General features: G+C 36.0%; 14 protein-coding genes. 7 read left to right on the top strand and 7 right to left on the bottom strand.

Features of this window, described 5'->3' with window-relative positions:
- Positions 1-229: 229 nt before the first annotated feature.
- The 6 genes from AC07M3_RS05490 to AC07M3_RS05465 form a co-directional block, all read right to left on the bottom strand.
- Positions 230-1591 carry a carbohydrate porin gene (locus AC07M3_RS05490; protein WP_494566774.1) on the bottom strand — a complete coding sequence of 454 codons (1362 nt, stop codon included), beginning with the start codon at positions 1589-1591 and terminating at the stop codon, positions 230-232.
- Positions 1592-1709: 118 nt separating this feature from the next.
- Entirely contained in the window at positions 1710-3050 is a 1341-nt protein-coding gene (locus tag AC07M3_RS05485) for an MFS transporter (RefSeq protein ID WP_494566773.1), read from the bottom strand.
- 148 nt (positions 3051-3198) lie between these two features.
- Entirely contained in the window at positions 3199-3558 is a 360-nt protein-coding gene (locus AC07M3_RS05480; RefSeq protein ID WP_272292688.1) for a protocatechuate 3,4-dioxygenase, read from the bottom strand.
- Between the two features lie 23 nt (positions 3559-3581).
- On the bottom strand, positions 3582-4418 hold the full coding sequence (locus AC07M3_RS05475; protein ID WP_000101038.1) for a gallate dioxygenase: 837 nt from the start codon (positions 4416-4418) through the stop codon (positions 3582-3584).
- 254 nt (positions 4419-4672) lie between these two features.
- Positions 4673-5386 (bottom strand): alpha/beta fold hydrolase, encoded by a 714-nt coding sequence (locus AC07M3_RS05470; protein ID WP_494566772.1) that lies wholly within the window; start codon positions 5384-5386, stop codon positions 4673-4675.
- Between the two features lie 141 nt (positions 5387-5527).
- Positions 5528-6757 carry a LysR family transcriptional regulator gene (locus tag AC07M3_RS05465; protein WP_494566771.1) on the bottom strand — a complete coding sequence of 410 codons (1230 nt, stop codon included), beginning with the start codon at positions 6755-6757 and terminating at the stop codon, positions 5528-5530.
- Positions 6758-6862: 105 nt separating this feature from the next.
- Between AC07M3_RS05465 and AC07M3_RS05460 the strand changes: the two genes are divergently transcribed.
- The 4 genes from AC07M3_RS05460 to AC07M3_RS05445 all read left to right on the top strand — a co-directional run bounded on the left by AC07M3_RS05460 (position 6863) and on the right by AC07M3_RS05445 (position 10194).
- Positions 6863-7603 (top strand): PIG-L deacetylase family protein, encoded by a 741-nt coding sequence (locus AC07M3_RS05460; RefSeq protein ID WP_000999451.1) that lies wholly within the window; start codon positions 6863-6865, stop codon positions 7601-7603.
- Positions 7600-8313, top strand: coding sequence for a 4-carboxy-4-hydroxy-2-oxoadipate aldolase/oxaloacetate decarboxylase (locus AC07M3_RS05455; RefSeq protein WP_494566770.1), 714 nt, complete (start codon positions 7600-7602; stop codon positions 8311-8313). Before AC07M3_RS05460 ends, AC07M3_RS05455 begins: the two co-directional genes overlap by 4 nt.
- The gene (locus AC07M3_RS05450) at positions 8297-9394 is read left to right on the top strand and encodes a 4-oxalomesaconate tautomerase (protein WP_494566769.1); all 1098 of its coding nucleotides are present in this window, start codon (positions 8297-8299) and stop codon (positions 9392-9394) included. The genes AC07M3_RS05455 and AC07M3_RS05450 overlap by 17 nt, the downstream gene beginning before the upstream one ends.
- Positions 9395-9726: 332 nt before the next feature.
- Positions 9727-10194 carry a hypothetical protein gene (locus AC07M3_RS05445; RefSeq protein WP_494566768.1) on the top strand — a complete coding sequence of 156 codons (468 nt, stop codon included), beginning with the start codon at positions 9727-9729 and terminating at the stop codon, positions 10192-10194.
- A 489-nt stretch (positions 10195-10683) separates the two neighbouring features.
- Here AC07M3_RS05445 and AC07M3_RS05440 read toward each other — a convergent pair whose 3' ends face one another.
- Positions 10684-11187, bottom strand: coding sequence for a hypothetical protein (locus AC07M3_RS05440; RefSeq protein ID WP_494566767.1), 504 nt, complete (start codon positions 11185-11187; stop codon positions 10684-10686).
- A gap of 195 nt (positions 11188-11382) precedes the next feature.
- Here AC07M3_RS05440 and AC07M3_RS05435 point away from each other — a divergent pair, with 195 nt between their 5' ends.
- The 3 genes from AC07M3_RS05435 (at position 11383) to AC07M3_RS05425 (ending at position 15454) form a co-directional block, all read left to right on the top strand.
- Positions 11383-13722, top strand: coding sequence for a hypothetical protein (locus AC07M3_RS05435; RefSeq protein ID WP_494566766.1), 2340 nt, complete (start codon positions 11383-11385; stop codon positions 13720-13722).
- Between the two features lie 425 nt (positions 13723-14147).
- The gene (locus AC07M3_RS05430) at positions 14148-15068 is read left to right on the top strand and encodes a rolling circle replication-associated protein (protein WP_494566765.1); all 921 of its coding nucleotides are present in this window, start codon (positions 14148-14150) and stop codon (positions 15066-15068) included.
- Between the two features lie 155 nt (positions 15069-15223).
- Positions 15224-15454 (top strand): helix-turn-helix transcriptional regulator, encoded by a 231-nt coding sequence (locus AC07M3_RS05425; RefSeq protein WP_494566764.1) that lies wholly within the window; start codon positions 15224-15226, stop codon positions 15452-15454.
- The last annotated feature ends 11 nt before the right edge of the window (positions 15455-15465 follow it).

The following is a 15465-nucleotide window of genomic DNA, read 5'->3' as shown; positions in this document are numbered from 1 at the left end:
ACTTTATTGCAGAGTTCGAGATATTATTTATTCCTTTATTGGCTTTTTAATCCTAAGAAATTTGATTTGTTAAGCTCTAGGTTTTTAAAAGAATCTTCTAGAGCTTTTAGATAGTAGGTTGAAGGTATTTTTTTATAAAATTCATTCTATTGTGAAAGCTATGTTTTTTATTTATAGGTACACATAAAAAAGTGCCCTTAATTTTTATAGAATTAAGGGCAGCTAATATTTAGAAATTTAATTTAACGCTAAGTCCAGCAACCCAAGCATCATCTACTTCTTTAACACCGCCAGGTTGATATACATATTGAATATTCGGACGGAGCATAATGCTCGGAGACCATTGGTAACTATAATTTAGTTCCACATCTATCTCATCATTTTGTAAAGGCTTATAAGCTAGGTTTGAGTAATCTTCTGTAGTAAGCGAATTAATATTATTACTATAAATTCGAAGATCTTTAATTCGATCATTCACTGTATAACGAGCAAGTCCGAACCCAATAGAGTCATTAGGTCTATTGTCTAGTAAGCCTTTATACCAAAAGGCAACTTGTTGGCTGTCTTGAATACTATTCGTCGCTTTATCATTGAAAGTTAAATTAATAGTTCCATAAAGCCCTTGTGATGGATTGCTACCTTTTTGGGTTAATTGCTGTTGTGCATTAAACCAGAAGCTATGCTTGCTATTATGAATTGTACGATCAGTAGGACTTAGAGATATTTCTCCTTCATTATTGGTTTTTACATCAGTAGCATCAGCTGTTGAGTAAAATGCACCTAATTTATATTCTCCTGCTAAGTTATTAAAAAGATTAAGTTTAGGTTTCCAAGTTAATTCAATTGGAATAAGTGCTCCTTCAGTATCGTCCATAGAAAGATTAAAACCATGTTTCTCCAAGGCATTTTCTGGATTCACTTCGTAAACTCCAATGCCCATAGTCCATGTTGGAGAAAATTGATATTTTACATTCGCACCCCATACGCTAACTGGGGAGTTGTACCAAATACTGCCTACAGCTTTACCTATTTGTCCACCACAAAGAACTAAGTTCTGAAATTCACACTGGGAAGCATTAAAATCTTCAGACATACCCATTCGGCCAATTTTAAAAGTTAAAGTATTGTCAATAAAACCTTTCTTTAACCATGCCTGACTTAGACGCCATGATTGACCACGACCATAAATTTCTTGTACAGAGCTCAGTTGTGCTGCACGTGGATCCCCAATACGTTCACTTGCTAATGACTGACCATCTCTTTTTGTAATCATTAAACTTGCTTGGGTATTCTGCCAATTCAATATTTTTTCTAAATCAAAGTTTGCCCCAAGAGTTAATTGATAGGCATTTAATAATTCTTGATCATCGTTGTAGCCACCATCGAGATTAACTGCTGATTGATTCATTACTGAAAAGTTAAATTTATAACCCTTTTGTTCTAATTGTTGTCTGTTTCCATCCCAATCACCAAAAAGCCATTTTCTATCTGATGACCATGGGTCATTTGCTTGTGTTGTTCCATTAAATAGCGTCATTAATGCAACTAGTAAAAGTTTTTTTGGGTGTTGAGATATTAATAATTTATTCATTAAGCTGATCCTTTGCTTATTTAAGGCAACAAAAGGGATAGAGAGCAGTCGATATCCCTGTTTATTGCCAATGATCTTTTGTGTTTTAAGGAGAGGAATAAAAGAACCTGATTTTTCCTTAAGACAAGCTATTTACTTGTTTTAGGTCTTTTATATGTTTCTGTTTTTTAACAGTTAAGTACATAACAAAGATAACAATGCATCCAATTGCAAATAGAATCGCATCAATATTATATAGATGAAGAGGTTTAATACCGGCATCTAGTAAATAACCTGCACCTAATGGTGAAAGTATTCCTCCTAATCGACCCATTGTGATAGCAGAACCGACTCCTGTGGCACGAATTTCAGTGTCGTAAGTACTATTTGCAAGAGCATACATTCCAGCGACGCAACCGTTGTTAAATACACCAACCAGAACAGCAATCCACATTGAATATACATAGTTCCCTGAGTTAAGAACAAAGACTGTAATAAAAATTGCAGTCAATGCAAAGAAACTAGAAAGCACAAGATTGATTTGATAACGAACTGTCAGGAAGGCCATTAAAATGGCACCAAAAATACCGCCAAAGTTTAAAATAATCCCTAAACTTACCCCTTGTTCTGGAGTCATACCTGCCATAGTTAATAACTTTGGAGTCCAAGTTAAAATAAAGTATTGGCCCGCCATAACTGAAAAGAAGGCAATCCAGACAAAAATCGTGCGTGCTTTGAAATTACCTTTAAAAAGCGTTTTTATTGATACTTTTCCATGAGTAAGCTCTTTATACGCTGGAAAGCTATGAATTGCTTGAATATTAAATTTTGCCAATGTTTTATTTATACGTTCAATCGAGTTAGGTTGTCTTTTAATGAGTTGATATTCTACAGACTCAGGTAAAACAAAATAGACTAGAACTAAAACGGTAAGAGTGAAGATCCCACCACACATAAATACACTGCGCCAACCAACAGTCCCAATAAGTCGATAAGCAATCATACCGCCTACTACAGCACCAATAGCATAACCAGTAGATAGTAATGCTACCGACAAGTTTTTCCATTTAGTGGTTGAGAACTCATTAGCCATAACCGCACCATTTGTCAGCAAGCCGCCAATTCCAATGCCTGTAATGAATCTTAAAACTCCTAACTGATATGGGTTCATTACATGGCTACTGAATAGCATCGTTAAGCCAGACAGAAGAAGGCAAGATAAAATAATTGTACGGCGGCCAACTTTATCGGCTATAGGGGCAATGAAGAGGGAACCAAAGGCCATTCCCACTAGTCCTAAGCTAATCAGGATGCCCAATACTGAACCGGATAAAGCCCACTCTTTTGATACGGAAGCTGCGGTAAATGACATCACTTGTACATCATATCCATCTACGATATTGAGTAAGATGCACAAACCAACAAGTAGCCAGCGATAGCTATTCATTGGTCGAGTCTTTAATTCATTAAAAATATCCATATATTTTTTTCCATTCATTTTTCTTCATATGTTAGGGCAAAATCTCTCCATGACTCTATGCATGCCATCTTATAGATCATGAAGCTTATTGATTTAGTAAGAGTGAATTTAGTTAAAATTCTCTCTTACTGCATGTTTTAAAATAAAATCATGTTGCCCCAGGGACTTGACGAGTTTGCATAAACTCTTCGTATGTTTTGCCGCACATCAGGGCATAAACCTCTAGGTTGGTCTTTTTTACAACTCGTGCATATTTCTCTAATACAAAAAAGTTCACACCATGCTGAATCATTCCAATCCAGTCTTGATCTGTAACTAATTTCTGCTCATATTCAGTAAGATTGGCTTCCTGCATAAGTTGTGTTGGATTTTGATAAAAACGATCACGCCATTCAGCATTGATCATTTTCCAAAAAAATCTATTAATATTCAGTCTTTTGTTGCACACTCGAACATCAAAAATATACGTGCCTGATAATTTATCAATGCCTTCCAATTGAGGATTCATTTGCTAATCTCCTTTATTCAGGCCTATGCATTTTCATATAACACCGCTGTCATGGCGGTAGTTGTAGCAAGGTAATAATTTAAGTGCGTTTGTTTAATTGAGTCTCCCAATGCACCACGCATAGCTAGCCACATAATTTGCTCAACACTTTCTGCGCCGCCACGTTCAATAAAATCTTTATGCTTTAAATCGGTAAGCTTTTCAGGATCGTTTAGCAACAAATCTAAAAATTCATGATCCCATTCAGTATTGTTATATCCAACACGTTCACCATGTACTTGATGTGATAAGCCACCAGTGCCTACGACAACAACTTTAAGGTCTTCAGGATAGCTTTCAATAGCTCGTCTTATTGCTTGTCCTAAACGATAACAGCGTCGAGCAGTAGGTAATGGAAACTGCAAAACATTGATTTCAATTGGGACAATAACGCCTGGCCAGTCTGGTTCATGGGGCCAAAGTAGGGGTAAAGGAGACAAACATCCGTGGTCGAGTGGTTTGTCGTGAAAAATAGTTAGATCAAATTCATCATTGACTAGACTTTCAGCAATATGTGCTTGTAGCTCAATATTGCCACGAACTGGCGGTAAATTTCTTAGTCCCGCACCCTCATCCGCAATTGGAAATGCTTCACTGATGCCTAAAGCAAATGTTGGGTAGAAATCGAAGAAAAAAGAAGAGCAGTGGTCGTTATAGAACATAACCATAGCATCAGGTTTTTCCTTTTCTAACCATTGCGCAATCGGTTTATAACCATCGAACATTGGTTTCCATGATGGATCTTCTTGCTTACCCTTATCGTAAGCCACACCAATTGTTGGCACGTGGGAGGTTCCGATCCCACCAATAATTCTAGCCATGATATCTATTTCCCTTCACTACAATCCTTGATCTTTTGTATATCTATATTCACTTTAGATGAGTTTAAGATAGCAATAGATCAATACTTGATTACATTTTTATGTTTCTACTTAGGAAAAGATAATTCGTTTCACTATTATAGGTATGATTTTTATTTATACTTATATTTTCTCGAAATACTGGGCTTTATTTCCAATAAAAACATATCCATTTGATATAAATTTATATTTTGAAAACATCCATAATTTTGACTTCATAGTGTGTTCAACCATTTTATTAAAGAGATATTGACTTGATGGGGAGCTTCAACGGGGGACATATGCCCACTGCATTCATAAGTATGTAACTGTGCTAATGAATTAAGCTCACATATTTTTTGATGTTGCTCTAGCGTACTCCATTGATCTTGACGGCCAACACCAATATATAGAGGTACTTGTATTGAACTAAAAATGTTCTCTGCTTGAGGGCGATTTAGAAATGCATAAATCTGATTTTTAAAGCTATTAGCTGATTGTTTAAGGACCATCTTTTGCATTGGTTCAAATCGTTGAATATTATTAATATTCTTTTCATAAATCATTGTTTTTAGCCAATGTTCGATTAGATATGCCATACCATATTTATCTACTGCATTAACTAAATTTAAGCGCTTTTCAGTTTCACCAATTTTTTTCTCATGTATTCCGAAATCAAGTAAGGCAATTGCTGAGATGTTATGGCTTGATAGGCGATACAATTCAATTGCTACACGTGCTCCCATTGAATGCCCGACGATAATACTTCCTTCTTGAATATAAGGAAGCACATACTCGGCCATATCTATAATGGAATTAAAGTCAGGAAAAGAGAAAACATGAGGAATAAAAGAGCTAGGCAATGATTGTAGTTGAGCATTCCATATCGTCTCATCACATAAAAGGCCCGATAAGAAGTAGATATGTTTTTTTAAGTTCGTTTTCATCATACTCATTCATTATTGATATACGAATGAATCAGTTTGACTGGTTTAAATATTAAACAGATATGTATTTTTAGCCAAACCCTATGATTTAAATTTATAGAGATTAGGCCCGATAACCTAAATGAGTAAAAGGTAATTTATCTTTCAGACCCTTTCTTTACATATATTTTCTAAGCTTTGGATGAGTGCTTTTGTTACAGAAGATTGAATACTGTTTTTACGAAAAATAAGTCCAATTTGACGCGTAGTTTGTGGCAAATCAAAGGGTAATTTTTTTATGAAACCCTGATCTAATTCATATTTCATTTGTTGCTCTGATACGACTGCAATCATATTCGATTCTAAAAGTAATCCTCGACTAAGAGCTAAGTCACCTGTTTCAACTGTAGGTTCGGGAGGTATTAAATTTAGGCTTTTAAAGTTGTTTTCTAACAAAATACGGGCAGGGGAATTAGTACGCGGTAAAATCCATTGTTGATCCAATAAATCGGAGAGCTGGATTTTCTTACGTAGTAACGGATGCTTATTGCGTACAACCATAAACATATTTTCATCAAATAAAATCTGTGAATATAGATCTGAAGATTGTTCTTGGGGGCGTATAGCTCCCACAATAAAATCAATATCACCTGAACGTAGTTGTGCAACCAAGCTTTCATATGCACTTTCAAATGTTAAAAAGCGGATTCTAGGATATTGATTGGCTAGAGCAGCAATTGCTTTAGGTAAAAGAAATGTTCGAATAAGCGGTAAAGCTCCTATACGAACTGTACCTTGCATATTACCAATAAAATTAGCTATTTGATTAGGTAGATCATTTATTATGTTTAAACAACGTTTTATATTTTGCTGTAGAAGTTCGCATACTTCAGTTGCCCTAATACCATTAGGGGTTCGAATAAATAATTCTATATTTAATGACTCTTCTAATAATTTAATCGCAGAACTGACGGCGGGCTGAGTAATATTGAGTAAGGACGCAGTATTTTTCATTCCTTTAGTCAGATAAAGGGTAGAGAAGATTTCTAAACGGCGCGTATTGTATAAAAAAAATGGTTCATTAATGGGCTGTGATTGTTCACTATCAAGGTTTTTATATTTTTGAACAATAAGGGGAATCTGACGAAGTTCTTCAATTGCATTTTTGACTTGAATAAGAAGAGAACTTCCAATATCGGTTAGAATGACGCCGTTGTGGTGACGCTCAAATAGTTCAATTTGAAGTTGTTTTTCTAGATCACTGATTGCACGAGTAATAGCTGATTGGGTGCGAAATAAGTGTTCAGCCGCTTTAGATATATTTTGAAATTCGGCGACAACTAAAAAGAATTTTAGTTGCATCAAATTAATAGATAATTGTGTGTTCGATCCCATAAAAATCCTTTTCAAACTATAAATAAAACTCATATCACTACGGGATAAAGTCATTATCTTTTCCATTTTGTACATGTGAACATTTGTGTACAAAGGAGAAAACTTATGAATGACAATACTTCCAAGAAAGCAGGTTTAGTAATCAGTGCTCACTCAGCAGACTTTGTATGGCGTGCAGGTGGGGCAATTGCTTTACACCAAGAGCGTGGTTATGACATGCATATTGTCTGCCTATCTTACGGTGAGCGTGGTGAATCTGCGAAGTTATGGCGTCAAACAGGGATGACCGAAGACAAAGTAAAAGAAGTTCGTGAGCAAGAAGCTCGAGCAGCAGCTGAAGCTTTAGGAGCTAGCATCGAATTTCTTAATTTAGGAGATTATCCTTTACCGAGTACTAATGACATCATTTTTAGATTAGCCGATATCTATCGAGAATTACAACCAAGCTTTGTACTGAGCCATTCTTTACATGATCCTTATAATTATGATCATCCACGAGCGACACATTTAGCTCAAGAAGCTCGAATTATTGCGCAAGCTGAAGGACACAATCCTGGTCAACAAATTATTGGAGCACCTCCATTTTATTGTTTTGAACCTCATCAACCTGAACAATGTAATTGGAAACCAGATGTTCTACTAGATATTACAAGTGTTTGGGACAAAAAATACGCTGCAATTCAATGTATGCAAGGGCAAGAACATCTTTGGGAATATTACACTCGAGTAGCTTTACAGCGTGGTGTTCAAGCGAAACGTAATATTGGAATTACCAGCTCGAAGAATATTGTCTATGCCGAAGGCTATCAGAGCATCTTTCCGCGTGTGACGGAGGATCTTTCATGAGTCTTTTAGGAAGAAAAGGAGTAGTTGTTCGAAATATTAAGCGAGCAGATCCTGAAGATATTAAAAAACTAGCTACTTATGGCGTGGCTACAGTACATGAAGCTCAAGGGCGCAAGGGGTTATTAGCACCACGTATTCGTCCTATACAGCAAGGTGTTTCGATTGCTGGTTCGGCCGTGACATTATCGGTTGCGCCAGGTGATAACTGGATGTTTCATGTAGCAGTTGAGCAATGTCAGCCCGGAGATGTCGTTGTAGTTGCTCCAACATCGCCGTGTACGGACGGCTTTTTTGGAGATTTACTAGCTACTTCAATGAAAGCGCATGGCGTGATTGGTTTAGTTGGAGACATTGGTATTCGAGACAGTCATGTATTAAGAGAGATGGGCTTTCATGTCTGGTCGCGAGCAGTGTATTCACAAGGAACAGTAAAAGAAACTTTGGGTTCAGTAAATATACCTGTTGTTTGTGCTGACCAATTCGTAAACCCTGGTGATGTCATTGTGGCAGATGATGATGGTGTTGTCGTTGTACGTTACGATGAAGTGAGTAAAGTTCAAGAACTTAGTCAGAAACGTATGGATTTAGAAGAGTCTAAACGAATTCGTATGGCTCAAGGTGAACTTGGATTAGATATTTATAATATGCGTCCACGGCTTGAGGAAAAGGGATTAATTTACGTAGATAGTCTGGATGATTTGGAGGGGTAATATGCAAACTAAAATACCTTGCATGCTCATGAGAGGAGGAACCTCAAAAGGAGCATACTTTCTCGAATCTGATTTACCCCAAGATCCAATAAAACGCGATCAAGTACTATTGGCTGTAATGGGATCACCTGATCCTCGTCAAATTGATGGGTTGGGAGGAGGTGACTCATTAACTAGTAAAGTTGCGATTGTTAGTGTTTCAGAAAACTCTCAAGCTGATGTGAACTATTTATTTGCTCAGGTTAATGTTAATCAAGCAATTGTAGATTACGGACAAAATTGTGGAAACATTTTGTCTGGTGTTGCCATGTTTGCGTTAGAGCGAGGACTAGTTAAGGCTCAAGAGGGCACAACTTCTATACGGATTTTCATGCAAAATACTGAACAATTAGCAGAAGTATCTGTTTCGACCCCCAATGCTGAAATTGCTTATGACGGTTTTACTTCAATCGATGGTGTACCAAATACAGCTTCAGAAATAATTTTAAATTTCCAGAATATTGAAGGTTCCACCTGTGGAAGTTTACTTCCAACAGGTCAAGTCCAAGATATTATTAATAACATTCCTGTAACTTGTATTGATAATGGAATGCCTGTAGTGCTTATCCGCGCTTTGGATCTAGGTATTCAAGGAAACGAAAGCAAAGAGGAGCTTGGTGGCAACGAAGTATTAAAACAGCAATTAGAAGCTATTCGTTTAATTGCTGGTCCAAAAATGAATCTTGGTGATGTAAGCCAAAAAACTATTCCTAAGATGACAATTATTTCAAAACCAAGTGCAGGCGGAGCAATAAATACGAGAAGTTTTATACCTCATACCTGTCATTCGGCAATTGGTGTTTTTGGAGCTACAAGTGTTGCAACAGCATGCTTAATCAAGGGAACTGTTGCTAACGATATTGCTGTAACAACGGATGAGCTTCAGCAACGTCTAGATATTGAACATCCTTCGGGTCGCTTTACAGTATTGTTAGAGCGCAATTCACAATATCAATTTACTAAATGTGGTTTTATACGTACTGCTAGACCGATTATGGATGGATTAGTGATGATTCCATCAAGTGTTTGGCAAAAATATTAAAGTTACAGGCAAATAATAAAATCAGTAGTAATCAATGAAAATTAGGTTACTACTTGTCTATTGTCTCTTTTAAGAAGAAAGCTTACTTATGTTACGTTATTTATTTCTTAGTTTATTCTCAGTTATTTTTTTAAATACAGTAGTGACTGTAAATGCAAAAACCAACTCTTCTAAGAATAAGTTGAATCCTATTTCACAAGATGGTCCGACATTAGTACAAGCCTAATTAGTACCTAACTATAAAGATATCTCTTATAGAAATATCTCAGCTACTCAAAAAATAGATATATATCTGTCTAAAAATAAAAAGGAATCTATTCCTGTAGTCATTTATGCTCATTCAGGTGGTTTTATGTTTGGGGATAAAACTATGGCTAGCGCAAGCGTTGTCTAGGGAATTTTTGATAGTTTTTTTGCATGTGTTAGTGTTAATTATCGATTATCGCGTGAAACTATATTCCAAGCAGCCGTACAGGATTTCTTTACAGCCGTGGAATATATTAAAGAACAATAGAAATGAATATTTTTTAGATTCGAAGAATATTGTGTTTTATGGGGAATCATCAGGAGCAAATATTGTGGCTCTGAATGGTTTTGCTTATGACCAATATTTATTCCGTTCGAATCTTAAAAATCCTAATGCTAATATCAAAACTCTTGCGGTTATTGCTCTATATCCACCAGTTGATTTTAATAAAATTGACAAATTTTATAGTCAAAGGCGGGCTCAAATAGATCTAACAGATGTATCTGGCTTTTTAAAATATATGCGTAATATTATGGTTAAAAATGTTGTATGAGTCGGATGGATGTCTACTATTATTTGGATTGGAATAGTCAAAATAAGAATAATTCAGATGGCTTTGGGTAATAGAGAAATTGAGTTTAAGTTGTTTCATAGACTATAAATTCATATGTAATTGTACTGCACACTTATTTTTTGATCTTATTCTTAGTGTTCATAGTCATGATGTTTTTTTTATTGAGGTCATTTTGATCTGTATATTGATATAGTTGCTGCATTAGAAGACCACTCGTTGTTAAAACACATGCTTTCTAGATTGCGTACATTAGGATTTTTGGAACATCATAAAAGTATCTTGATGGTGATTTCTAAATGAGTGCTCGAACTGGTAAACCAGTTGTACAAAAAACAATAACTGAAAAAATGGATGTTAATAAGAGGTAAGCATAGGTCAACTAGTCATTATTTACATCCTCTTAGCTTTGACTGGTAGATATGAAAGGTTGTAACAGGACTTAATTATCTTGAGTAACTTATATGATTTTTACTCATTTGTTTGGTTGATAATAAAACGTTTGGCAATTTCTTTAGCCATATTTAAAGTTGACTCGTTTCTATCTTCTGCTGATTTAAGCGCCATTTCATTTACCTGACTGCTCTCTAAATGAGATGGAGTACCTGCTATAGGCTGCTCGCTAATTGAGCCTGCTTTTAAGACAGTTCTCTCGATTGAACTTAGTTTTTCATTTAAAACATTACGATAATAGGTAAGTTCATCATTCAAATTTTTTTCATCCTTTTTAGCTCTCTCTAACTGCTCTTGGAGAGAGATATTTTGTGAAATAAGTAAGTTTAAAATCTGTTTAAAATTAACTTCATTATCTTTATTTGTTTTTTTATCGAGTAACTCAATAATAGCTGGCATGGCATCATTTAAATCTATTTTTCCATTGATTATATTGATTTTATTATTTTTTTCTAAATAATAAATCTGTGTTCTGGAGAGCCCAGTTCGTTTGCTTAGCTGAAGTACAGTCAATTTTTCCATGTTTAAATCTGTTTAAAATTAGCACTTACGATGCGTGATTATACTCATAAAGCGATCCAACTTTTAGCTAAAAAATATAGAAAATGTGTTTTGAAAGGCAATTTTTATAATTATAGGTCTTGAAAAAGTATGCTATTTTTTATTTGTATATTTTGAGGGCCTTATATAACAGGGCTTTTGAGGGGGAATCTTACAATGAAAGTATCGGAGATAGAGGAGGCGCAACGTCTTCAAGAGTTCAGAACATTGTTAAGTTTTTACAGGACGCAAGTTAGACCTTCTAAAATGGAATCCGGATATGGGCAGGATGAGTTTACTACTCTGGTTGCTTATTTCAGAATTATGGACAGGTTTGAAAAATTAACCTTAAGACTAGTCTATAACGGAAAATTAGAATATGACGAAGAAAAGGAGTTGATCAGCTTATTAAAAGACATATATGAAGTCGGAGTGGGAATATTTGAGTCAAAAGGAGGTGGTATATTTGCTGGAAATCAGGATGGAACTGATCAGGTTATTCTACAATTAGTTGGTCAACTTAGTGGCTATTGTCAGGTGTTATTGAATCCAGATTTTACGCAGGCACTTTTTCAGCTCAGCAAGATCATAGTTAAAAATTCTGACTTTTTTTCCGTATATAGCGAAGACGTCAATCAGAATGTGCTTGAGAGAAGGGAAAAGGATCTTGTACAGCATAGTCTGGGTATTTTACAGTATTTTCATTTTGAGCATTGGCAAGCACGTGATCAACGTATAGAGAGATTGCGAACCATTTTTGACCAAATGTTGGGAACAAAAAACAGTGTTAAAGTACTATGTGTGAATTTATTCGTATCCATGTACCCTGGGGTAAGTTCCTTCCCATTCTTAAATCGGTCCTTTGAAAAATTCAGAAAAGAAATACGAGATTGCGAACATTATTTAGGAATGTTTTATAAACTTGAATATAGTATTGATGGGCAATTTTTTTACTTTTGTGTAGTCGTTTTTGAAAATTTAAAAAGTTTATCGATTGATGAATTACATAAAAACTTGGCTATTGTTTGGGACGAAATATGTACTGGGGGGCTTGAATCTTTAGATAATTCGGTAGACCTCCTCAATCTTAAGCTGTATCGTACCGGGACCTTACAAGCCGGAGTCATTTCTAGAAGCGGACCAAGTTATGCACAATTTGTGAGAACATCACTTGCTTATATTGCCAACATACCCTATCTCCTACAAATATTTTCTGGGCAAGTCTTCTGGGTTGAAAATGAGCCATATGATTTTGTCAAAAAGACTATAGAAATTCCTAAAAAAGCTGTTACTCCGAGAAAACCAAGAAAGTTGGAACATCATCAGAAAGACTCGTCTCTACTACAAGTATTAGATTTAAAAAATGTTCTAAAGCCTTTGCAAAAAGATATTAAGGATATTGGATTGTGTTATGAATACATTCCATATATTGACCAGCCATACAGCCAGAATGTCCGAGATTTTGCGCAGGCAATGATGCGAATGGAAATTGCGGTGACTTTAGCGCCTGTCTGGAAAAGAGATCCAGTGAGGATTGAGGGACGGGAAATCAACGAAAATGCTTGGGGTAGATTAATTCAGGACCACGCACAGGAACAAAAAAATATCGAAATTTTACTTGGGTATTCTGATTTTATTGGCCCACGAGTTCTATGTTTTATTGCCGCTTTTTTAATGGTTCAAAAGCAACAATTCAATGTCTATGCTTTTAACTTATATAAAAATGAATTGCATCAGAAGATACGGGAACTCATGACTTTACCTCTTAGAATGTTTCTGGAACAAATAAAAGGGTTGGTAGATAGGGATTTGATGCCCAATGGTGCCTTTACCAAATTAAGTACGCTGCTGACTAGCCAGCAGCCTGATATAGAATCATTACAAGACTGGATAAAGGTACAGGAGCGAGTCAAAAAAAGGTCATTTCTAGCGGTTGAAAGCTATGTTAAAAAAATTGAAAAAAAGCCAAACCTCCACCGTGATGTACAATTTACAATTACCGTTTTAACGTCTCAATCTTTAAAACCAATAGATACTCTTTTGAAAAACATCATTGATTATTTTAACCAAACTCATCAAGAACTCATGGGGTATATTGGATATTGGAGTTTTCAGCAGGTCGATGAGCAAAAGATTAAATACATCGCAACCATTACATTTTATCTGGATGAAAATTATATAGAATCAACGGGACCAGAAAGCTGGTTTGACGAGCTCATGCATCAGGTAGAATTGCGTCTGGATAAAAAGAAGGATGTTATGAAGATTGATGAAATCAAGGTTGAGCAAATTTCCTTTCAGGACGGAATTATTGATTTCGCTGAGTCTTTGGGAGCAGGACCATTTCAAAAGCTTAAAACGCATCATTCTCAACGTTATGCATCAAGTCATTTATTTGCCTTGGTTCATCGTAATTTATATTGGATGCATACAGCCGTACTTCAGAAACAAATGTTGATTCGCGGGCGAACTGGCTACAAAAAAAGAACCAGAAAAAAGACAAAAAAACAGGCGTAACTTCCGCTTGAGGCTTATCGATAAAAATTCACGGTATAGAAGGGTTTTTTATCGATAGGCTTCTCGTAAATACGATGAGATTTTTTAGCCGGTTTAGTGGGTAAAAGATATTATTAATATATATCTTTGTTTTTGTACTACTACAGACTTATATCTCTTCACTACGGCAATCACTATCTCTATTGCTACAGGCACTTCCATCTCTAGATCCACCAAGCTCATGATTCATATGATAGGTGCATTACCTTGAGAGAATCAATTGTCTCTCCTATCAAGTAGTGCCAAGGCTACTTGATAGTGTGTTTATTACAGCCAAATATAAAAAATAATTGAGCTGGCTTACCTATGAAGCTTAACTGAATAGGTAGACCAGCATGTTGAATGAAACAGAAATCCTCATGGCTATAGAACGCCTGATCATAGAGGTGAGTCAGGTATTAGAGAAAGGTGATCAAACGAAACGAAGTACTATACAAAAACTTCGGGCATATGCACGGCAAGGATGTGATTTGGTTCCTGCATTTAAACAAATGTTCACCCGTAATCTTCAACTGATGTTCCCAGTCAATCGATTTATTCGAGTCATTGAGGTCGTAGATCGTCTGAACCAGCAATATGGCTGGCCACACACTGAAATTCCATATACGGATGAATATATCCAAATTTGTAGAGCTTTGTATGTATCACAAGCAGCATGGTGTCGAGATCAGAATAATTTTTACAGACAAGAATATGACAATCGTTTCAAACTAGAACAATACCTTAGAAACATTATCCAAAAGCATCGTAAAACTTTATGGGTTCGAGAAGAACTTAAATACTATACAGAGTCTCTGGATGAGCTTTCTATTGCAGATGTTGAACGTCATTTGAAGACTTTACGGAAACGGATTTCAGATAAGGATACCTGCTTTAAAGATTTGGTTGGCTATGCATGGGCTTTAGAGCAGGGCGGTGAAACGGGAGCCTACCATATCCATTTACTCCTGATTTATAACGGCTCAATAAGAGAAGATGATTGGTGGCATGCGGACTTAGTCGGTGATTTATGGGAGAAAATTACGGGTGTTTTTGGGAAGGGGTTCAACAAGCATACTGCGAAGGAGAGAAAGTCTTACAAAGAAAAGGGTTTAGATGGATTGGGAATGGTGAAACGAAAAGATATAGCGAAAGTGAACAATGCGATTCGACTCGGTTTGTATCTCGCTGATCCGACTAAGTATGAACAACGGTTACGAGTAAAAGTGTTTGGGATGAAGACGTTTAGTCATGGCCAGTTTACACCGAGTTTGTACATGCTCCGTCAATCCAGAAAGATAGATGACGATATCAAATTACCATTTTGAAGTGTTGATGTATTCGTAGAGAAGAGAACTCAATGGCTCTCTTCTTTATTTGCTTGTTTAATTTTTTGGGTTTGTTTTTGTATGCCCTATTTATTTTTTATTGGGTTGGCCCATGGTATGTGCACAAACGCACGCATCATTTAAAAGGAAACCCCATGAATGCGTCTTTCACTCAAACTACCTTTGTGATGAATAAAATCATTAACATTCATCAGGTCATCGAATTTACAGGCTTAAGCCGTGCCACGATCTACAGTTTGTTAGACCCTAAATCAGAATACTATGACCCTACTTTCCCCAAACAGGTACGCCTCACCACAAAACGAGTCGGTTGGTCCGCCTTTGAAATTAATGAATGGATTGAGTTTAAACTGGCCCAACGTTAAAGGGCCAGAAG

Source organism: Acinetobacter sp. GW821-FHT09D10 (assembly GCF_059416285.1).
Note: the sequence above shows the minus strand (reverse complement) of the source record. Positions and strands in the feature narration are given on the sequence as shown.